Genomic DNA, 19,163 nt, shown 5'->3' with positions numbered 1-19,163 from the left:
AACGACCGCGGACCTGCCCCAGTCCTACGGGACATCGTCCGTCCTGATCGACTCGAACTCAGGAACCAGCGCCCGATTGACCAACTTCTAGCGGGGCACCGAGGCCACTCGACAATCTCTAGCGACTTCCCGCTCGCCCGATTCAGCGGGAAAATAAAGCCTATGGCCTCAAAACACCATCCCACACCTCTATCCGGCGGCAACCGTAAGGCATTGACCAAGGAGTTGGCGCGCGCCCCGGCCGTGACCACCATTCTCGCCGCGCGATCAGCCGAGAAGCGCGCCGCCGGCGAGGACCTGATCCGCGAGGCCGACGACCTTCTGTGCGAGAGCTGGAACGAGAGGATGTGGGCGGACGGCGGTCCGGTCGACCCGTCGCCCTCGATCGACCAGGCCATCAACGCCGGCTATCCGTGGCTCGAGATCAAGTGCTCGCGGTGCATGACGCCGCGTGCTGTCGACCTCGCTGCCCTGCCCCATGTCGCTACGACCCACGTTCACGACCTCACCGGCAGACTGCGCTGCCAGAAGTGCCGCAAGGTAGGCAAGCGTCCGACTGCCGAGTTGCTGCAGTTGCGGCAACGCTCGCCGACTGGAGACGAGTCGTGAACGAGCTGACGCGCCGGCGCGACAAGGAGTCGGCTCGGGAGAAATGGAATATCTTTTACGACGACGTCTGCATCGGCTCGATCGGGCTGCGAGCCGGTGTGCCGAACCATGCCGATCAATGGGAATGGAAATGCGGCTTCCATCCCGGTTGCGACCGATTGACCGGCGGGCCGGCCGAGACCTTTGAGCAGGCGCGCACGGCGTTCGAAGCGGAATGGCAGCTGCTGCTGCCGACCCTGACTGAGGCCGACTTCCAGGCCTGGCGAGACCAGCGCGACTGGACCGAGCGCAAGCAGGCAATGTGGGCGCGCGGCGAAAAATTGCCTTCTCAACAACCATCGTCGCTGATGCGCTGTCCCTGCGGCGTGATGTTTGATAGCCACCGGCCGGCCGAGAGCCACGTGCACCGCCAGCACATTTATGCCGCCCAAAAGAAGGATAGAATTCGCCGATGAAACTGAAGGATGAGCGCCCGTGGGCCGACTCTGAGAAGGCTGCCCGCAGGATCATGGAGCACGCTCACGCATTCGTGCCGATTCAGGACGGCAGGATTTACATCGAGAAGATCAACCGGCCAATGATCGATGAGGACAAGGCGACGCCGGCCGAATATTGGGCAGGTCTCACGGACGCGAGGGAGCAAGGCTGGCTCGAGTACCACGAGAGCGGAACGTTCGTGCGAATGAAAGAGGCCGCGAAAGACATGTTTCTCATAAGAAACGCCAGCGCCCTGCCCCCGGCTGCACCGCTGCGTGCAGAGAATTTCATGGGTTACCGGGGTTTCTCCGTAGGTGAACAAAGTTCCTAAAAACTAATGTTCACTTTGGAACTGAACGCCGACCGTGCGCATATTAGGATTCGTGGAACTCACACCCAACGGTTAGGACCCGTAAGACGAGGTAGGTGTCATGAAGCGACGACGACGCCGGGCCATTCAGATTCTCGCCCTTGAAGAACGTCTCACCCGGGAAGCCCGAGAGCTGCGCCAGCGAGCTAAAAAACTCCCCCCATGTCGAGAGCGGGAAGCATTGCTGAGAAAGGCGCGGCACAACGAGACCACCGCTCATTTGACCGAGTGGCTGATGTCTCCCGGGCCACGCGCTCCAATTTAGGAGCACGACGATGTCAACGAACCCATATGAATTCGACGGCATCGAGACCGCCTTTGTCTGCGCAGCGGCGGTGTCGTTTGTGGCGCTGATCGCCAGCGTGGCTTGGCTCTTTCTCAGATAGCGCTTGGGGACCGCTTGGCGATCTTTGTTTCACTTTGGCGCGAATTGCACTGTCTTCGCGAGTTGCATGCGCGTAGGCTCCGCCTCAACGCAGAGGTTGTACCATGGTCAAAGACCTACTTGAAAGTGTTTGGGTCGTACTCTTCGGACTGAGCCCGCTCATCATCGTTGGAATTGCCCTGTTCGCGTCGTGACAGCGGTCATACTGAGCCCACGCGAAAAGAAGCTCCTGAGGCGCATGGCTCTCGGGCGGCGTGATGCGGAGATTGCCGCGCAGATCGGCGGGACAAAAGCACAGGTGGCCGTCCAGCGCCTTCGCTTACTCAGGAAACTGAAAGTCCAGTCTCAAGACCAGATCGTGGATGCAGCGGAAAGATTGGCTCGATGGCCGTCGTCACTAATAGTCGCTCCACCATGAAGAACTGGCTCGCCGCATCGGGCCGGTAGATGGCCCCAGCAACCAGCCTTCCTCACTGGTACAGGCCCCCAATGGTTGCTGGGTCGCTCGGGCGGTAGACGCGGTTCTTCGAGCCTCAGGAACCAATGTCCGGCGCCTCTATTGGGAGTCCATCATCGGCTAAGGAATGCCCTAGGCGCCGGTGGCTGAGAGTTCCCTGCGCTCCCGCCTTCAAGACGGGAGGGCGCCTCATGTGCGCGAAGTGCATTGAGTTGGATAGGAAAAGCGCTCATTACGGCGCACTCGCCCATAACATCACAGACCGGCAGACCCTAGACGGCATCGAGCGATTGATCGCTGGGCACGAAGCTCAGAAGCGCGAACTACATCCGGGCAAGGAATAATTGCCGCACCCAGCAAAAGGGCTGAACCTTTCGCCAGTACCGCAGGACGCATCGATATCCGGGATTTTGTTAATACCCTCTCGGGCTGGAAGGCCATGCCGCCTGTAAGATTTTCAAACAGGCGGCATAGCTTTGGTCCCGGGCGCCTCAGTTGGCGGCCTCTCTCGCCGCAAGGCGTCCCGGCCTTTCGTGGTTCTCCGTGGGCTAATGACCTAACTAGACCTTTTCGATCCCGTGGCTGGTTTCGGAATTGGGCGATTTGGGTGGTATCCTTGAGGTGCTCCTTACTGGGCTCGCGTCAAATGGCGTCTGTTATCGAACAGCAGTTAAAGCTTGGCGCGAAGCTGCACCGCGAATCCGACCGTGCGGAGCTCAGGATGCCGGATGGCGGCAAGTTTGTGATTCCGTCCGCATGGGTGGATGCGCTGGTGGAAGAGCGCAAGCTCGTTGCTGAAAGCGACGGCTTCTACAGACTGGCCTAGCATCGGCGAGGGAAGTAAGGCCGCCTCAGTTAACCCTATCCCTGATTTTGCCTTTGCCTTCGCAGGCCGCGCATTTGACCGGGTAGATTCTGCGACCCGGCTGCGCCGCTTGCGCAATCGGCTGGACACCCACCATCGCAGCCTGGGCACATATGCTCTTTGATCTTCGGCTGCATGGTGAGTGAGCCTTTCTGGCTGCCTCAGTGGGTGCCCGCGCTACAACTACGGCAAGGACAACTTCAAGATTCCGCCGGCCGCGATCGAAAAACGCGAAAAGCTTAGAGCGGTCGCTGCGCGCCACTGCGTTGATCTGCGCACTGCCGTGCTTCAGTTCGACGAAACCGCGGACGAGAGCCCAGCGATGGCTGACTGCTCTGACTCTCCTCTTGCCTTTGGGAAGCGTGGCCGGACCGCGATCAATGTCTGCTGATCGCCCAGAACCAACAGAGTGAGGCCGACAAGGGCGCGAAAACGCGCAATTCCGGTGAGTCCGGGTACGTAGGAGACCAGACTAATCCGGGAGCGGCCGCAACGCCTCCGGGACGTCCAGGCGCACCAAGCAATTCGGCGGGAGTCAGCAACGCACCGAGCGTGCAGAATTCCGGCACCGGCATATCCGGCGCGGCAGGAAACAAGAACGGGCCTGCGCCGGGCCAAACTCGGCACTTACCTGGCATTCCTTGCAGACTCTCCGACGCCGATGGGCGGGATCGGCCGCGATCATTTCGGCCCCCGTCACCTGTTGAGCCATGCGTCAGCGCTGCAGCGGCAAGACGGGCGCTGCTGGGCGGACCGCGACCTCGCCGAACCGGTCCATCACGACGGTAGGGTCGAATCCTCAGAACGAGCACGTACAGCGGCAGGACCCGTCGAACGTACAAGGGTTGCCCGGCAACAAGAGCGGGCCGCCTGCGAAGCGCTAACAACTGCAATGTTGCAGTTCCAAAAGCCAAAGCCGCCCCGACACTCGACCGGGGCGGCTTCTTGTCGCTACGCGCCTTAGGCCGCTTGGGCATTTACCGCCGTGACCGCGATCTCGCTGAGGGTTTCGTCCGTCTTCTTTTCCTCCGCCAACGTCTGGTCAATCAGCTTAACCGCATCCTTGTGGCCTAGCTGATCTGCCCAGGTCTTCAAGGTCCCGTAGCGGGAGATCTCGTAATGCTCCACTGCTTGCGCCGCCGCGAGGAGACCGGGATCAAGCGCCGGACTGTCGGCATACTCGTCCATGATCTCCTTGCCTTCGTCGAGTATACCCTCGATCGCGTCGCACTTCTTACCGCGCGCCGGCTTCCCGATGATCTCGAAGATCTTCTCCAGCCGTTCGATCTGCACCTCCGTCTCGTCGTGGTGCTTCTCAAATGCAGCCCGCAGTTCGTCAGACGCTGCTGACTTCGCCATTTTGGGCAGCGCCTTATAGATCTGCTTCTCCGCGTAGTAGATGTCCTTGAGGGTGTCGACGAAAAGGTCGCTCAGGTCTTTCTCGGCCATAGTCAGCTCCTGTTTGGAAAGATTTCAAGGAGCCAACATGGGCCTCTGATCGAAGTTCCAAAGCTCGGAATGGCCATTGTAACCCTTCGCATCCTGTGTGCGTTGCCGGAGAAAGGAGGACGACATGCAACACAATAGCCAAGGCATCGCCAGGATTGGAATGGGCAAGGAACAGCCGTTGGATCATGCTCACGAGCGGCTGGCAGTCAAAGTCGAGCCAAGTTATGTGCACGAACTACCAAAGGGCTCGAGCCGCTTTTTCTTCCACCTCGCTGGCGAAATCTCAGCGCATGACGTGATCGGACAAGAGTGCGCATCTACCGATGAGGCCAAAGCGCACGGTGAGTTCATGGCGCACCGTATCGGGACGGAAAAGCCCGAGATGATCAGGGAAGGCAACTTCATTTCGGTCCGTGACGAACAGGACACAGAACTCTTCCAGATCCCCCTCGCATCATCTTTTGCGGGAGGTAACCTTTGAACGAGCGTATCGATGAAGTGGTGGCAGCGCGCGCCTACCGGCTCTGGGAAACGGCCGGAAGGACGGGATGACGAGTTCTGGCATCTGGCCGAGCAAGAATTGCTTAACGAAGATAAGGGCTCACCTCTGCGGACCCCCGACAATCTGTGAAGACTACGTGCATCCAGAGATCCTGAAAGCCTGATGCCAGGCAGATATGATCGAGCCAAAATCGCCGGCACCTAAGTCTCACCTTCGGCGAGATCATCGCGGGAACGGTTCTTCGCAAGCGGCTCCGCCACCTGAAGATTGCCGCTTAGTAGCATGTCGCTCACTAACCGCGACCTGCTCTACTACCGTCTATGGCTGGTCTGGGTGGCGATCGTAACCAGCGCCCTGATCTACATGCTGCTCGCGTAGGGCACCTCCCGGCGCTAGGTAGTGGGTCAGGCGATATCGATATCGCCTTGGCGAGCTGGGGTCTCTGGGGCGCTTCGGAGGGCTAACCAAGCGGTTTATTGTCTTTGGTGATTGCTGATACGTCGCACTTTTCGCAGAACAGGTCGATGCTGGCGAGGCCGCTGGGCCGGTTGATAATCTTGAAGCCCCTCGGAAGGTGCTCGACCATTGTCGTCTCGCCCGGTCTATAGGAATAGCCATCAAGCTCCGAAAGATCGGCTATCCCAGTGCGCCCGCAGGTCGGACAACGCAGGTAGGCTTTAAAGCTATCTCTTGGAGTCATCTCTTGAATATGCTCCGCGTCGCCCTGTTCATTTTCCAGCCCCGGAACGGTGTCACAATCAAAATGCCCACACCCGGCGCTAAGTAGTGGGTTAGTTTGAAAACTGACCCCGAAAGAATTGTCTTGGTTAATTTAGGAAGCTAAGGGGCGGCAGCTAACGGACTTGATCTGCCCGGCGGCATCGAAAGCCAGAACCGCGCTCACAAAGCCGCTGGTTGTGATGTAGGAAATAGCGACTTCATTTTGACTTGGCTTGAGATCGTGAAGTCCAAGGGCTGGGTAACGCTTAAACCTATCAACCCAATAAGCGCGGAGCGCTTCCCCGCCGGTCAATGTCTTCTGACCTCCACAAACGCAATGGATCACCGCTGCATCGGCAAACATGCCGAGGACGTCGTCGAGTTCGCCAGCGCGGTAGGCGTCCAGCCAATCAACCGCAGCGGCCTGCGCAATCGCAAGAATTCGAAACAGAGGCCCGAGCTCACTGATTTTTTGAGAATTGTGGCAGCGGGAGAGAGACTCGAATTTGCGACCCAGGATTATGATTCGCATGATCTGGGAGACTTCGTCGCAGGACGGACGCTTCTTCGCTCCATCGCTTTCGCGCCCACAGTAAATGCCAGCTCGGGGCGGCTGCTCATAAAGTATCCCGATCGCGCACCTGCTGGCGTTACGCATTGGCATCTGCACGACGCGCCATGAAATTCGGTCGCGCACTAACGAGCGCAATGCGCCCTCTGCTGCCGTGGTAGCTATGTGGTAGCTACGACAATTTGCAAGCCTTCGATGTTCTTCGTAACTGTCTGATTTCTTTGGTACAGTTGGGTGGGCTCGAACCACCGACCTCCTGTTCCACAGACAGGCGCTCTAACCAACTGAGCTACAACTGCATCCTGGCGCACGGCCCCGCAAAAGGGGGCGGCGATTTCGGCGGAAACTAGGTGCAACGCCCGCCTTTGGCAAGGCCGTAACGCGCTGATTTCCGCTCTTATCTCGGGCCACTCCACGGCCCCCGTCCAGCAAAAAGGCCCGGACCGCATCGGCCCGGGCCTTCCGCTATCTCATGCAGGCTGCGATCAGGCGGCCGGCTGCTGGTAGAACTTCGAGGCGCTGGCCTTGATCGGCTCGGCGGTCTCGCTGGCGACCTTCTGGCCGAGTTCGGCCAATTCCTTGGCCTGCGCGGTGTAGGTCTCGAACTGCTTGCGGGTGTGCGAGGTCCACAGCTCGACCGCTTCGGTCGGCGACTTCACGCTGAACAGCTCCTGGGCGAAGTCGAGCGACGAGGTGGTGTTGGCCTTGAAGAACTCGATCAGCTTGGCCGAATACGCGGTGGCGCCCTTGTTCATCGAGGTGAACACGGCCTCGACGGTCGAGTTGTGGGTCTCGGCAGCGTCCTTGAACTTGGCGTAGCTGTCGCGGGCCTGCAGCACGCCCTTTTCGGCGAACGCGCGCATCTGCTCGGGAACCTCGAACGGGATGATCGAGGCGGAGAACGGATCGGACGGGTTGGTCATACGTGTAATCCTTCGCAACGGTTGAGTAGATGTGACCATTGCGGACGTCCCGGAGACACAAGGGCCGGGAACGTTGAATGGATCACGCTGCCTTGATTCACGGGAGTGCCCTTCGTCGGGCGCGCCTAATAAACACCCATATCATGTCAATTTTGTGCAACGCAACGTAAGATCGCGTGCGACGCCACATTTTTTATGTGGCGGAATATGGGATTACCGCGCCCGACCAGGATTGGGCCTGCCACAACCCTTCAGCTCTTCGTCAACTCTTGGGCTTGACCGCATCCATCGCGGCACGGCTGACCGCCTGGCCCATTTCGCTGGCCTGCTCGGCGAGCGAGCGCATCTGGCCCTGCACATATTCGCTGTGCAGCCGCATGACCTCGGTGAGGTCCTTGGCCTTAAGCAGCGACTGGGCGTAGTCCAGCGACGACTGCACGTTCTTCTCGGCGTAGGACAGCGCCTTGGTAGAAAGCTCCTTGGCGCCGGCGCGCATCGTGGCATTGCGCTCCTCGAACTTGCCGGCGGTGTCCCGCGCATTGGTCACGAATTGGTCGAAAGCCTTGCGCGCCTGATCGAAGCTCGCCTCCGCCATCGACCGCATGTCCTTGGGGATCTCGAATTTGGGGATCTCGAACTGGTCACGCCCGTTGTCGCTCATGGTCGCTCTCCCTCGCTTGGTGATCGGCCCGCCGGGTTGGCCCTGCGGGCCCGGGTTAGGATACAAGGTAGAATGGACGGCGGAACATATCGCGGCACTGCAATCGCAGGTGTGACGCGCCGCCGCCCTGGCCCCGCAACACGCTGTCGCAGCCGCCTCTCTGCCTGACAACGCCAAACGGCTGTGGTCGTTCAGCCAAGTTAACGTTATCCCGGCTTAAGCCGGGACACCCTGGCCGCGGACATGGACCTGCCGCCCCCCAGTTGCGATACTAACCTTCTGTTAAGGCTGTCGTCCTGCGGCCGCCGGCGCTCCGGCCAAGCTAAGGAAGAAGCCAAACCATGCGGTCAAATCTTGCGTGATGAGTGACGCGGAATTCCAGATCCAGGCGCTCGGCGACGTGCGGCTGGCCGACCATGCGTCGGGCGCCCTGCCGGCATGGCTGTGGTCGGCCGACGGCGCGCGGATTCTGTGGGCCAATCCGGTCGGCGCGCAGGTATTCGGTGCCGCCAATGCCGCCGAGCTGGCGAAGCGCGCCTTCGGACCGGCCGATCCGCATCGGCGCCAGGTCGCGCGGCTCGGTCCCAGCCTCGACGCAAGCGGCGCGGTGCGGCTGGAGCGGCTGCGCGGCTTCGGCGCGGCGCCCGGCATGCTCGCGACCTGCGGCTGCAGGCGCATCGAGCTATCCGACGGCAGCCACGGCATCCTGATGAGCGCGCTCAATGCGTCTGGCCGCACCGTGCCGCTCAACGAGCGCTTGCTGCGGCTGGTGCAGGGCTTGCCGCGTCCGGCGGCCGCCTTCAACGGCGACGGACTTTTGGTCGCAACCAACGAGGCAGCGCGTCCGCTGCCCGGTCTGCACGATCTCACCGAAGCCGGCCTCGATGCCGCGCGCGACGAAGCGCTGGCGCAGGGCCGCGCGGCGGCGAGCGTTGCGATCGGCCGCGTCGTGCTGCAGCGGATCGGCCACGGTGCCGACCGCGCGCTGATCGCACTGATCAAGCCGGCGGCGCATCTCGCCGCCAAACCCGCAGCGCCGATCGTGGTTGAGCCGGTTGCGCCGGAGACGGCTGCACCGGAAGCACCGGTAGCGGCAGCAGCGCCGCAACAGGCCGCGACAGTCGAGCAGCCACCAGCGCCTGCCGCTGTCGAACTGCCAACCGCGCATGAAGAAACCGCTACGCCGGTCAGCGAAGCGCCGGCCACCTTCACGCTGTTCGATGCGCTGGATCCGCCCGCGGAAGAACAAGCCGCAGCCGAGCCGATCGTGAGCGCGACTGAATCCGAACCTGCGGACGTTGCTCCGTCTTCCGCGTCAGAAGGGACGCACGTGGAGCGCGCGCCCATCGAGACCGTGGCATTCGATACCACGCCGGACGAAACTGCCGCCGTCGAAGAGCCGTTATCGGAAGCGCTGATCGAAGTGCCCGCTGAGGCGCAGGTCGAACAGCCCACGCACCTTGCTCCACTGCTCGCGTCGGCAGAACTGACACTTGCAGAGCAAGCACCGGCCGAGACCACGCCTCTCGACACCACGCCTGACGAAACCGCCGCGGTCGAGGAGCCGCTATCGGAAGCGCTGATCGAGGTGCCCGCTGCGACACAGGTCGAAGAGCCTGCAGCTGAACCTACTCCCGATTTCGAAGAGACCGCACACGCGCCCGCTTCGGAAACATCGCCGCCGCCGGCCAACGCCGTGCCCTCGCCTTATGCGATCGCGGATGCGCCGGCTCCGCCGCCTGCCGCCGAGCCGGCACCCGCGACACTGGCGCCGGTGACGCCGCCATCCTGGCTCGACGAGCCGTTGCCGGTGCGGCGGCATCCGCTGCGCTTCATGTGGCAGATGGACCATGAGGCCCGGTTCTCGCTCGGCTCCGACGAATTCACCCGCCTGATCGGCCTGCACACCGCGGCCAGCTTCGGCCGTCTCTGGAGCGACATCGCCGAGAGCTTTGGCGTCGATCCCGAGGGCCGCGTCCTCAAGGCGTTCGCCAGCCGCGACACCTGGAGCGGGATCACGCTGCACTGGCCGGTCGACGGTGGCGGCCGGCTGCCGGTCGAATTGTCCGGCCTGCCGGTGTTTGACCGCAATCGGAATTTCGCCGGCTACCGCGGCTTTGGTGTGTGTCGCGACCTCGACGGGCTTGCGCGACTCGCCGCTTTGCGCCGCTATGAGTTCTTCAGCGGCGCGATCGCGCCGCGATCGCTGTCGGCCGATGTCGCGCCGGCGCCGCGCACCGCCGCGCCGCCCGGGCCCGCCGCACCGCATGATGTTGCTCCGCCGCCCGACCCGACCGCAGCACCACCCGAGGAATTGACCGAACCGAGCGCAGCAGAGACTTCACACCAAGCCGATCCGGATCACGCCGTGGAAACGCCGCAAGAAACGACAGGAGGAACGCAGGAGGGAGCGCACGACGTGCGCCACGACCCGCCGCAGAATGTGCTGCCGTTCCGCCTTGCCGGCGATACGCGGCCGCCGTCGTTGACGCCGGTCGAGAACAACGCCTTCAACGAGCTCGCGCGTCAATTGTCTGCGCGGCTCGAAAGCGAGGCCGGCCTCACCGCGACGACGAACGAGCGCGCCGCCACGGAGACGGTTGCCGAAGCGCCACCCGCCAGCGAACCGGAGGCGGAGGCGTCGCCGCTGCAAGAAGCGATCGCGCAGCTCGATACGCCAGCCGACACGCCAAAGGCCGGTTGGCTCGTCGCGACGGAGCCTGCACCGCGCGGAGAGTCCCGGCGCGACCGCGCACTGCTCGATTTGCTGCCGGTCGGCATCCTGATCTACAGGCTCGACCGCCTGCTCTATGCTAACCACACCTTCCTCGCCCGCATGGGCTATGACAGCCTGCACGCACTGGAAGCCGCCGGCGGGCTCGACGCGCTCTATGTCGAACCCGGCGTCTCGCAGGCGAGCAGCACGTCGGCCACCGGCACGCCGGTGACGATCTCCGCGAACCAGAACGCAGACGACGGCGCGCAGTCAGTGTCCGCCGAGGCGCGGCTGCACACCATCACCTGGGACGACGATTCCGCGCTGGCGCTGATCTTCTCGCGCACGCTGGACGAAGACGCCGCGGTCGCGGCCGCGCTGTCCGATCCTGCGCCCGATCCGGAGCCTGTTGCTGCCGTGGAGCCGGTGCTTGCGCCGCTACCGCCGCAGGCCGGCCACGCCGACGCCGAGGAGCTCGGCGCGATCCTCGACACCGCGGCCGAAGGCATCATCATGTTCGATGCCGAGGGCAACATCCATTCCTGCAACCGCAGCGCGGAAGCGCTGTTCGGCTATGACGGCGACGAGTTTATCACGCATAATCTCGCCGACCTGTTCGCGCCGGAGAGCCAGCACGGCATCTTCGACTATCTCACCAGCGTGAAATCGGCCGGCGTCGCCAGCCTGCTCGACCACGGCCGCGAGACGCTCGGCCGCGTCCGCCAGGGCGGCATCATTCCGCTGTCGGTGACGATGGGCCGCACCCGCGCCGACGGCCCGAACTTCTTCGCCGTGTTCCGCGATCTCTCCCAGACCAGGAAGAGCGAGGGCGAACTGCGCGAGGCGCGGCGGCTCACTGAGCGCGCCGCCAACGGCAAATCCGACATGCTGGCGCGGATCAGCCACGAGCTGCGCACGCCGCTCAATGCCATCATCGGTTTTGCCGAGGTGATGATATCAGAGCGCTTCGGCGCGCTCGGCAACGAGCGCTATGTCGAATATATGAAGGACATCCGCGCCTCCGGCGAGCGGGTGATCGCCATCGTCAACGACCTGCTCGATCTGTCGCGGATCGAGACCGGCAAGCTCGACCTCGCCTTCGCCAGCCAGAACCTCAACGAGATGGTCGAGAGCTGCGTCGCCGTGATGCAGCCGCAGGCCAACCGCGAGCGCATCATCATCCGCACCTCGCTCGCGCACACGCTGCCGCCGGTGATCGCCGACGCCCGCGCACTGCGCCAGATCACGCTGAACCTGATCGGCAACTCGATCCATCTCGCCAATGCCGGCGGCCAGGTGATCGTCTCGACCGCGCTGTCGGATTTCGGCGAGGTGATGCTGCGCGTGCGCGACACCGGCCAGAGCCTCAACGACAACGAGGTCGCCGCCGCGCTGGAGCCGTTCCGCGCACCGACCCCGTCAGATCATGCCGGCTCCGGCGGCGTCAGCCTGTCGCTGACCAAGGCGTTGGTCGAAGCCAACCGCGCCAAATTCCAGATCAAGACCGGCGGCCGCACCGGCACGCTGATCGAGATCGTGTTCTCGCATGCTGCGGCGAGGGCGTGAGCGGCGGCGTGCAGCTGGTGTTTTTTAGCGTGCGTGTGATGTTTATCGTCTCCCGCCGGTCGCGTGAGGAACGCAATAGCGGAAGGGTTCCCTCTCCCCTTGTGGGAGAGGGTTAGGGAGAGGGGTGCCACGCGGCACGCTCTCTCCATTCAATCCAGCAACGCCACACGATCGAGATTGCGAAAGCGAGCCTCACCTTAATCATCTCGCTCGGGGCCACCCCTTTCCCCACTCTCTCCCACAAGGGGAGAGGGAGCCTGGCCAGCGTACCTACCTCACTGCGGGAATCTGTCGCGCTTGGCCCCGTGCGGCACGGCATAAATCTTGCTGCAATTCCGCTTGTTTGAAATTCATTATCTTGCGAACCCAGCCCGCTTTCCGGGCATCTGGATCTGGCGGATGCGCTGCCTCGTCGTCGCCGACTTGCATTATTCATTGCCGCAGTTCGACTGGCTGCTGGCGGCCGCGCCGCAATTCGATCTCGTGATCTTCGCCGGCGACGCGCTCAACCTCGGCTCGGCGGTGGATTTCCGCGCCCAGATCGTCGTCGTCACGAAATACCTCGCGCGGCTCGCCGGCCTCACGCGCGTGATCTTCTGCTCGGGCAATCATGACCTCGACGAGCGCAACGCGGAAGGCGAGAAGGTCGCGCGATGGGTCGCCGCCGTCAGGGAATTCGGCGTCGCCTGCGACGGCGACAACCTGACGATCGGCGACACGCTGTTCACGGTGTGCCCGTGGTGGGACGGCCCGATGGTCAAGGCGCGGATCGACGACCAGCTGCGCAAGGCCGCCGCCATCCCGCACCGCCGCTGGGTCTGGGTGCATCACGCCCCGCCGGCGGATTCGCCGATCAGCTGGGGCGGCAAGCGCTTCTTCGGCGACGTCGAGCTGCTGCACTGGATCGAGCGCCACCGTCCGACGACGGTGATCTCGGGCCATGTGCACCAATCGCCGTTCATCCCGAACGGCTCCTGGTTCGACCGGATCGGGACCACCTGGGTGTTCAATACCGGGCTGCAGCCGGGCCGGCCGCCGGTCTACATCGTGCTCGATCTCACCCAGGAGAAAGCCTTCTGGCTCGCCGCCGGCGACGCGCAGATCGTCGATCTCAACGCGCCCCTGCATCGGCCGGCAACGCCGCTCAGCGAGGCGCCGGACTGGCTCACATCCTTGGATCGGATTGCCGATCCGAGCCTGGCGCGACCTGCATCGGCGGTAGGTTGATCATGCTTTGCAGCACTTCGCTGACCATCGCCAGATGGGTGCCGTGATCGGCATATTGATGCATCAGATCGGCAAGATAGGTCGTGGCGACGTGCAGCCGTTGCGCCAATAGCTGCGCGATCAGCAGCGCCACCGCGGGCTGCTCGCGCAGGAACGACGCCGCATCGTCGAACTCGTACAGGACGCAGTCGGACGCCGCGCGCACCTTTGCGCTGTGCGGCCTGTCGAGCAGAACACTCATCTCGCCGAACACCGCGCCGGGCTCTTCGATCACCGCGACCAGACTGTCGCCCTTCACGACCTCGACCTTGCCCTCGAGCAGCACGAACAGATGACCTGTCTGGCCGCCCTCCTCGATGAACTCCGTGCCGGCCGGCAGGCTGCGCCTGTTGCCGCCGGTGCAGTGCTCAAGGATCGCTCGCATGCTGTTTCATCTCCGTCTGCTGTCAGACTAGGCGGAGATGCGGCCGAGGTGAACGGGATTAGCCGGGCGGTCTGCCCAAATTGTCGGCATGCCGGCGAGGGATGAGCGTGCGTGCTGGGAGCGTCAAAGATGGTCTCACGTCACTCTCCTCCGCTTTCAGTTAGGGACGCACCGGCGGAGGGTTTCCCTCCCCCCTTGTGGGGGAGGGTTAGGGAGAGGGGTACCACACGGCACGCGCTCTCCATTTGCAGAACGGCGGGATCGAGATTGCGAGAGCGAGGCTTTCCTCGTTTATCGCACCCGGGGCAACCCTCTCCCACAAGGGGAGAGGGAGCCTGAGAGATGTGCTCACCTCACAGGCGGGAGAGACGCGACGTCGTATCGCCCCTACTGCTTGATCTCCACCGTCTGGCGCTTGCCGGCGGCGATCGAGAACGGCTTTTCCGCCTTCTGGCCGTCGGCATAGGTGGCGACCGCGACGTAGTCGCCGGCGCTGAGCGCGACGTTATAGGTCGCCTCATAGCTCACCGAGACGCGCTTGCGCTCGTCATTGATGTCGCGCTCGGCGCCGTAGATGTCGATCTCCTGGGCGCCGTCGGCCTTGATCCCGACCACGCCGGCGTTGAGGTTGACGGTGATCCGGGTCGGTGCGCCGGACTTCACCTCCGCGCGCGCCGTGCCCTTGGCCTCGCCGACCGTCACCATCACCTCGTAGCTGCCGCCGGGCAGATCGAACTTCGATTCGGCGTCGTATTCCTGCGCGACCTTCTCGCCCTCGTCACCGTCCGCCTTCGCCGGCTGATGCACGGCGACCACGAGGTCCTTCTCGACCTTGGGGCCGCCCTCGGCATAGGTGGTGGTGACGATCAGCTTGCCGACGTCGAGGGTGAGCTGGACGTTGCTGGAGTCACCCGCGGCGACCGCGAACGGCTTGCTGGTCTTCGACTGCCCCTTGGTCAGGGTCAGCGTATAATTGCCCGCGGCGAGCACGAAGCGCGGCACCGCGTCGTATTCCTGCGCGACCAGTCTGCCGCCCTTGTCGGAAACCTGCCAGACCACGTCGTCGACCTTGCCGGCCCCACCCGCAACCGAGCCCTCGCTGGTGACGTAGCCGGCATCGAGGATGACGTCGAGCGTCGTCGGCTTGCCGTTCTCGACCTTGAGCGGAAACTCGCGCTTGAGCTGCCGGTAGCTCACTTCCACGATGTAGTCGCCGGGCGCGATGTTGTCGGCGAACGGCGCACCGTAGAAGGTGTTGACGTGCTCGCCCTTCTCGCCTCCGGCGCGCTTGTAGACGCCCCAGTTGACGTCCTCGTCGCTGATCGGATCGAGCCCTTCGGCAAGCCGCGCCACGCCGCGGAGGTTCTTGCCGAGATAGGGATCGGCAGCCGCCGGCTTCGGCGGCGCCTCGCTCGCGACCTTGGTGCCTTGCGTCGCCGCCACCGCCTTGGTCAGTGCCCCGGTCAGGCTCGCGGCGTTGCCGGCATCGAGATAGACGCCGCCGGTCGCGCGCGCGATGCATTGCAGCTGGCTCTTCGCCGCGGGATCGGCGACGTCGAGGCCGATGACATGGGCGGTGAAGCCGATGCCGGCCTTCTTCAGCTCGGCCGCGGCCGCGCACGGATCCGGCGCGCAGGTCTCGATCCCGTCGGAGACCAGGATCACGTTGGCCTTGTTCTCGGTCGAGTGCAGCGCCTCGGCGGCAGCACGCAGCGAATCCGAGATCGGCGTCTTGCCCTTCGGGTTGATGCCGTCGATCGCGGCCTTGATCCTGGCCGGATCGAACTTGCTGACCGGCACCATCAGCTCGATGTCCTTGCAGTCCCCCTTCGAGCGATGGCCATAGACCATCACGCCGAGACGATCGGCGGGATTCCATTTCGACAGGATCGCATCGACCGCCTGTCGCGCAGCGGAGATCTTGCTCTGCCCGTCGACAAGGCCCCACATCGAGCCGGATGCATCGAGCACGAGGATGGTGTCGGTCCCCTGCCCTTGCGCCTGCGCCTGGGCGCCATGAAGTGACAGCAACGCCAGGCCAAGCGACAGCAGGCCGGCAACGAACGAGCGGCAAAAAACCTTAATCACGGATCGATCCTCGATGATGGAGACAATCGGAGGGCAAAGACGGCTGCGACGGCGCGGCAGATCGTGAGACCATTCGCACCTTGCCACAGCCGCGCCTTCCTTCGATCCCGATTTTGTTTTTTGTTGGCCGGATTGCCGGCGCGATACAATTGCGACGCGCACGCGACGAAACGCAAAATGTCTTTGATTGGCGTCACTTGCGTTCGAACCTTTGGACTATTGCGACACGCGTTTGGACTGACGCGACACGCCAATCGCGATTAAATTGCTTCCAGAGTTGCGCGCATCGCGATGGACGGCGTGAGCGTCATCACGGATGACGCTGCTTTGCACGCTGCCGTGCACTACTCCCACATGTCCGGCGCGACGCGCCCGGCGAAGCCGCAATCGATGACCCGATCCTGCCGATCACGGTCGACGATCAGTCGGAGCAGGTCCGGGCGCGAGTAGTGACCGCCGATATCGCATAGCGCCTTGGCGGCGAGAACAACCTCCCGCGATCCTTCAGCGATCAGGATGGTCTCGCCTTGCGCAGGCCCCGCGATGACCTCGCCGCGTGGATCGATGATCACGCTGTCGCCGCTGCACTCGATCGTCGACAGCTCGCGATAGCGTTCGGGCGTCGCCTCGTGCGACCGCATGCCGCCCACGGCGATGACGTAGCAACCCGCCTGGGACGCGAACGCGCGTGACAGCAAAAGCTGTCGCGGCCACAGCGGCGTGGGAGACGGCGGCGCCACGGCGGGCTCTCGTCCCGGCCACGCGGCGACATGGATCTGCGTTCCCTGCGCGGCCAGCGCATAGCCGGGCAACATGGTGTTGTGCTCCCAGCAATTGAGCCCGCTGATCCTGCCATAGGGCCGCTCATGAACGCGCAGGCCGACCGCGTCGCCATCGGCCCACACCGAACGCTCGTTGAAGGTCGGCTTGAGCTTGCGGTGACGGCCGAGAATCCGCCCCTCGCGGCCAATGAACAGAAGCGTGCAGTAGACCGTGCCCTTCGTTGTCGCGTCGCGCTCGGCAACGCCGATCACGACATCGATCCCGGCGCCCTCTGCCGCATCGCAGAGCCGGTCGGTGGCGGGCGACGGAATCTCGACGGCGCTATCGAGATATTCCGCCATGGCGCGAAAGGTGCTCGGCCCGGTCGGTGCATGGCAGAAGAACGGATAGCCCGGCAGCCAGGTCTCGCCGAACGCGGCGATCGTGGCTCCCATGGCACCGGCCTCGCGGATCAGGCGACAGGCCTTCTCCACCGACGCCTCGCGATCGAACGGCACCGCGGCGGCCTGGATCGCCGCGAGCCTGAAATGTGCATCGATTGCCATAGCCGGGTGCCGCTTCACGCGACGCCCTTGCGGACAGCATCGAGCGCGCCCGCAAGCAGCTCGAGCGCCTTGACGCGCCGTCGCCGTGCAAGGCGCTCTTCGCCGACCTTGCGTTCATGCTCACCGGCGATGAAGGCCTGAATGTCAGGCAGCAGACGAATGACGCCGCGGCTGCCCCACTGGCCATCCGGTATCTCGGTCGGAAACACCCAGACCTGCTGCGCCACATCCTCGTACGAACCGCCGTCGGCGCGTACCACGGCATCGGTCACGTCCTTCACCAGGGCCGCGCGCGAGGCCTCGGTGTACTGCCCCTCGGGCACCGTCGGCACGATGCGATAGCGCGGCGACGGCGACAGCTCGCCCGCCACGTAGACCGCGGCCGGCCGATGCAGGAACACGACGGTGACGCCTTGCGCAACCTTGTTGGCCGGGTCGAATCCCTCGTGACCGATCAGGATATCGCCGAGCTCCTTGATCAGCCGCGCTTCCGCTGCCGGCTTCAGAGCTCCTTCGGGAATTGTGACGTCGATCATCGGCATTGAGAGACCTCCTGTTGTTGCCAGCATGAGGTCTATGCGCGAGGTGCTTCCGGCAGCAGTGGCAGTATCGCCATTCTCAGGGCAAATTCGGACACGGCGTCGTCAGCCGGCGGGCGCCATGCGCGCGGTGACACGCGCAAACCGGCGCTGGTATTCGCGCGGCGAAAGCCCGGTTTCGCGCTTGAACAGGCGGCGAAAGGTCGACAGGTCGTTGTAGCCGACCCGCGCACTGACCGTGTCGAGCTTCAGCCGCCTGGATTCGATCAGGCGCTTGGCCACGTCGACGCGCAGCGCCTGCAAATATTGCAGCGGGGCCTCGCCGACCGCGAGCTTGAAGCGGCGATTCAACGTGCGCTCGCTGACCGAAAGGTCGCGGGCTAGCCTCGCGAGGCTGAAGCCCCGTTGCAGCGACTTCTCCATCAGGCTCTGGGCCCGCGCCACCAGCGCATCGGAATGCTCGGTATCATGCGTGCGGCTGGCATAGGGCGCCTGCGAGACGCGACTGCCGTCGATCAGCATCAGCTTGCCGGTCTCCGCGGCCAGATTGGCGCCGGCGAACTTCTCGACCAGCCGAAGCGCAAGATTGAGCGAGGTGGTCACCGCGCCCGAGCAGACGATCCGGTTCTGCTCGGTGAGGATCTCGGCGACGCGCAGATCCACCGCCGGATAGCGCATCGCAAATGTCCGTCCCTTCGCCCAATGGGTGGTAGCGACCCGGCCGTCGAGCAGGCCGGCTTCGGCGAGGATGAAGCTGCCGGTGCAATAGGATGCCAGCACGGTACCGCGCTCATGTTGGCGCCGCAGCGCGGCGAGCAACGGCTCGACCGTCTCGAGCCGGGCGAAGAAGCGCTCGATATCGCCGACGAACGGCCCGGGGATCACCACCGCATCCGCCGCAGAGCGCGCGCTGATCGCTCCATCGACGCCAATGATTTGGCCGGACGCGGTCTGCACCGGCCGGCCATCGGGTGACTCGACGCGCCAGCGCAACTGGGACGGCTTGCCGTTGTGACGCTGCGGCCGCTTCGCCGCCACCGAATTGGCGGCGGTGAACACGTCGCCAATGCCCGCAACGCCCGAAGCGAGAATCCCGTCATAGACCCAAATCCGGATGAGTGGCATGGCCATGTCCGATCTTGCACAGAATGGGGCAATTCTGCCATTGCGCGCGAGGCCCGGCAAGCCGCCGGCAGCGGCCACCGTTAGGGCCGCTATGTGATTGCCCGACGCGTAACTCACGCCGCGAGAATGCGATGCTCCGTCCCCACTCACCTGTCATCGCC

The 19,163-nt window shown here is 63.8% G+C and carries 18 protein-coding genes and 1 tRNA gene; 9 read left to right on the top strand and 10 right to left on the bottom strand.

Annotated elements, in window-relative coordinates; translation table 11 throughout:
• Positions 1-162: 162 nt before the first annotated feature.
• The 5 genes from BraRD5C2_RS34620 to BraRD5C2_RS34595 all read left to right on the top strand — a co-directional run bounded on the left by BraRD5C2_RS34620 (position 163) and on the right by BraRD5C2_RS34595 (position 3,124).
• On the top strand, positions 163-609 hold the full coding sequence (locus BraRD5C2_RS34620) for a hypothetical protein (protein WP_223976054.1): 447 nt from the start codon (positions 163-165) through the stop codon (positions 607-609).
• Complete coding sequence (locus BraRD5C2_RS34615; RefSeq protein ID WP_223976052.1) at positions 606-1,064, top strand: hypothetical protein; 459 nt, start codon at positions 606-608, stop codon at positions 1,062-1,064. Before BraRD5C2_RS34620 ends, BraRD5C2_RS34615 begins: the two co-directional genes overlap by 4 nt.
• Positions 1,061-1,417 (top strand): hypothetical protein, encoded by a 357-nt coding sequence (locus tag BraRD5C2_RS34610; protein ID WP_223976049.1) that lies wholly within the window; start codon positions 1,061-1,063, stop codon positions 1,415-1,417. Before BraRD5C2_RS34615 ends, BraRD5C2_RS34610 begins: the two co-directional genes overlap by 4 nt.
• A 614-nt stretch (positions 1,418-2,031) precedes the next feature.
• Positions 2,032-2,259, top strand: coding sequence for a LuxR C-terminal-related transcriptional regulator (locus BraRD5C2_RS39785; RefSeq protein WP_223976044.1), 228 nt, complete (start codon positions 2,032-2,034; stop codon positions 2,257-2,259).
• 685 nt (positions 2,260-2,944) lie between these two features.
• On the top strand, positions 2,945-3,124 hold the full coding sequence (locus BraRD5C2_RS34595) for a hypothetical protein (protein ID WP_223976042.1): 180 nt from the start codon (positions 2,945-2,947) through the stop codon (positions 3,122-3,124).
• A 999-nt stretch (positions 3,125-4,123) separates the two neighbouring features.
• Here BraRD5C2_RS34595 and BraRD5C2_RS34590 read toward each other — a convergent pair.
• On the bottom strand, positions 4,124-4,612 hold the full coding sequence (locus tag BraRD5C2_RS34590) for a YciE/YciF ferroxidase family protein (protein ID WP_223976039.1): 489 nt from the start codon (positions 4,610-4,612) through the stop codon (positions 4,124-4,126).
• A 124-nt stretch (positions 4,613-4,736) separates the two neighbouring features.
• On the opposite strand from BraRD5C2_RS34590, the gene BraRD5C2_RS34585 reads away from it, so the two are divergent.
• Both BraRD5C2_RS34585 and BraRD5C2_RS34580 read left to right on the top strand, forming a co-directional pair.
• Positions 4,737-5,093 (top strand): DUF6894 family protein, encoded by a 357-nt coding sequence (locus tag BraRD5C2_RS34585; RefSeq protein WP_223976037.1) that lies wholly within the window; start codon positions 4,737-4,739, stop codon positions 5,091-5,093.
• Positions 5,094-5,105: 12 nt separating this feature from the next.
• Positions 5,106-5,243 (top strand): DUF2934 domain-containing protein, encoded by a 138-nt coding sequence (locus tag BraRD5C2_RS34580; protein ID WP_374708079.1) that lies wholly within the window; start codon positions 5,106-5,108, stop codon positions 5,241-5,243.
• 703 nt (positions 5,244-5,946) lie between these two features.
• On the opposite strand, the gene BraRD5C2_RS34575 is transcribed toward BraRD5C2_RS34580, so the two are convergent.
• The 4 genes from BraRD5C2_RS34575 to BraRD5C2_RS34560 form a co-directional block, all read right to left on the bottom strand.
• The gene (locus BraRD5C2_RS34575; RefSeq protein ID WP_223976034.1) at positions 5,947-6,492 is read right to left on the bottom strand and encodes a nuclear transport factor 2 family protein; all 546 of its coding nucleotides are present in this window, start codon (positions 6,490-6,492) and stop codon (positions 5,947-5,949) included.
• A 135-nt stretch (positions 6,493-6,627) separates the two neighbouring features.
• Positions 6,628-6,704 (bottom strand) — tRNA-His (locus BraRD5C2_RS34570).
• 186 nt (positions 6,705-6,890) lie between these two features.
• Positions 6,891-7,328: a phasin gene (locus tag BraRD5C2_RS34565; RefSeq protein WP_223976032.1), complete on the bottom strand. Its 438-nt coding sequence runs from the start codon at positions 7,326-7,328 to the stop codon at positions 6,891-6,893.
• Positions 7,329-7,590: 262 nt separating this feature from the next.
• Positions 7,591-7,989 (bottom strand): phasin family protein, encoded by a 399-nt coding sequence (locus BraRD5C2_RS34560; RefSeq protein ID WP_223976029.1) that lies wholly within the window; start codon positions 7,987-7,989, stop codon positions 7,591-7,593.
• A gap of 361 nt (positions 7,990-8,350) precedes the next feature.
• Here BraRD5C2_RS34560 and BraRD5C2_RS34555 point away from each other — a divergent pair, with 361 nt between their 5' ends.
• Both BraRD5C2_RS34555 and BraRD5C2_RS34550 read left to right on the top strand, forming a co-directional pair.
• Positions 8,351-12,271, top strand: a complete 3,921-nt coding sequence (locus BraRD5C2_RS34555) for a histidine kinase dimerization/phospho-acceptor domain-containing protein (protein ID WP_223976026.1) — start codon at positions 8,351-8,353, stop codon at positions 12,269-12,271.
• Positions 12,272-12,670: 399 nt separating this feature from the next.
• Positions 12,671-13,498 carry a metallophosphoesterase family protein gene (locus tag BraRD5C2_RS34550; protein WP_223976023.1) on the top strand — a complete coding sequence of 276 codons (828 nt, stop codon included), beginning with the start codon at positions 12,671-12,673 and terminating at the stop codon, positions 13,496-13,498.
• On the opposite strand, the gene BraRD5C2_RS34545 is transcribed toward BraRD5C2_RS34550, so the two are convergent.
• From BraRD5C2_RS34545 to BraRD5C2_RS34525, 5 genes are all read right to left on the bottom strand, one after another.
• Complete coding sequence (locus BraRD5C2_RS34545; protein ID WP_223976019.1) at positions 13,437-13,922, bottom strand: Crp/Fnr family transcriptional regulator; 486 nt, start codon at positions 13,920-13,922, stop codon at positions 13,437-13,439. The two genes, BraRD5C2_RS34550 and BraRD5C2_RS34545, sit on opposite strands and share 62 nt — an antisense overlap.
• 387 nt (positions 13,923-14,309) lie before the next feature.
• A complete protein-coding gene (locus BraRD5C2_RS34540) occupies positions 14,310-16,010 on the bottom strand; it encodes a vWA domain-containing protein (protein ID WP_223976016.1) in 1,701 nt (566 codons plus the stop codon).
• A gap of 344 nt (positions 16,011-16,354) precedes the next feature.
• Entirely contained in the window at positions 16,355-17,338 is a 984-nt protein-coding gene (locus tag BraRD5C2_RS34535) for a carbon-nitrogen hydrolase family protein (RefSeq protein ID WP_223976014.1), read from the bottom strand.
• A gap of 14 nt (positions 17,339-17,352) precedes the next feature.
• Positions 17,353-17,880 carry a tautomerase family protein gene (locus BraRD5C2_RS34530; protein WP_223976012.1) on the bottom strand — a complete coding sequence of 176 codons (528 nt, stop codon included), beginning with the start codon at positions 17,878-17,880 and terminating at the stop codon, positions 17,353-17,355.
• Positions 17,881-17,982: 102 nt separating this feature from the next.
• On the bottom strand, positions 17,983-19,008 hold the full coding sequence (locus BraRD5C2_RS34525) for a GlxA family transcriptional regulator (protein ID WP_223976009.1): 1,026 nt from the start codon (positions 19,006-19,008) through the stop codon (positions 17,983-17,985).
• Positions 19,009-19,163 lie beyond the last annotated feature (155 nt).

This window comes from Bradyrhizobium sp. RD5-C2, from assembly GCF_019972155.1.
Taxonomy (GTDB): domain Bacteria; phylum Pseudomonadota; class Alphaproteobacteria; order Rhizobiales; family Xanthobacteraceae; genus Bradyrhizobium.
Note: the sequence above shows the minus strand (reverse complement) of the source record. Positions and strands in the feature narration are given on the sequence as shown.

Excerpts from the sequence above, each read along its gene's own strand:
- BraRD5C2_RS34620 (WP_223976054.1), top strand. The coding sequence starts at position 163 with ATGGCCTCAAAACACCATCCCACACCTCTATCCGGCGGCAACCGTAAG.
- BraRD5C2_RS34530 (WP_223976012.1), bottom strand. The coding sequence starts at position 17,880 with ATGCCGATGATCGACGTCACAATTCCCGAAGGAGCTCTGAAGCCGGCA.
- BraRD5C2_RS34565 (WP_223976032.1), bottom strand. The coding sequence starts at position 7,328 with ATGACCAACCCGTCCGATCCGTTCTCCGCCTCGATCATCCCGTTCGAG.
- BraRD5C2_RS34525 (WP_223976009.1), bottom strand. The coding sequence starts at position 19,008 with ATGGCCATGCCACTCATCCGGATTTGGGTCTATGACGGGATTCTCGCT.
- BraRD5C2_RS34560 (WP_223976029.1), bottom strand. The coding sequence starts at position 7,989 with ATGAGCGACAACGGGCGTGACCAGTTCGAGATCCCCAAATTCGAGATC.
- BraRD5C2_RS34550 (WP_223976023.1), top strand. The coding sequence starts at position 12,671 with ATGCGCTGCCTCGTCGTCGCCGACTTGCATTATTCATTGCCGCAGTTC.
- BraRD5C2_RS34585 (WP_223976037.1), top strand. The coding sequence starts at position 4,737 with ATGCAACACAATAGCCAAGGCATCGCCAGGATTGGAATGGGCAAGGAA.
- BraRD5C2_RS34535 (WP_223976014.1), bottom strand. The coding sequence starts at position 17,338 with ATGGCAATCGATGCACATTTCAGGCTCGCGGCGATCCAGGCCGCCGCG.
- BraRD5C2_RS34610 (WP_223976049.1), top strand. The coding sequence starts at position 1,061 with ATGAAACTGAAGGATGAGCGCCCGTGGGCCGACTCTGAGAAGGCTGCC.
- BraRD5C2_RS34595 (WP_223976042.1), top strand. The coding sequence starts at position 2,945 with ATGGCGTCTGTTATCGAACAGCAGTTAAAGCTTGGCGCGAAGCTGCAC.
- BraRD5C2_RS34590 (WP_223976039.1), bottom strand. The coding sequence starts at position 4,612 with ATGGCCGAGAAAGACCTGAGCGACCTTTTCGTCGACACCCTCAAGGAC.
- BraRD5C2_RS34580 (WP_374708079.1), top strand. The coding sequence starts at position 5,106 with ATGAAGTGGTGGCAGCGCGCGCCTACCGGCTCTGGGAAACGGCCGGAA.
- BraRD5C2_RS34555 (WP_223976026.1), top strand. The coding sequence starts at position 8,351 with ATGAGTGACGCGGAATTCCAGATCCAGGCGCTCGGCGACGTGCGGCTG.
- BraRD5C2_RS34575 (WP_223976034.1), bottom strand. The coding sequence starts at position 6,492 with ATGCGTAACGCCAGCAGGTGCGCGATCGGGATACTTTATGAGCAGCCG.
- BraRD5C2_RS34545 (WP_223976019.1), bottom strand. The coding sequence starts at position 13,922 with ATGCGAGCGATCCTTGAGCACTGCACCGGCGGCAACAGGCGCAGCCTG.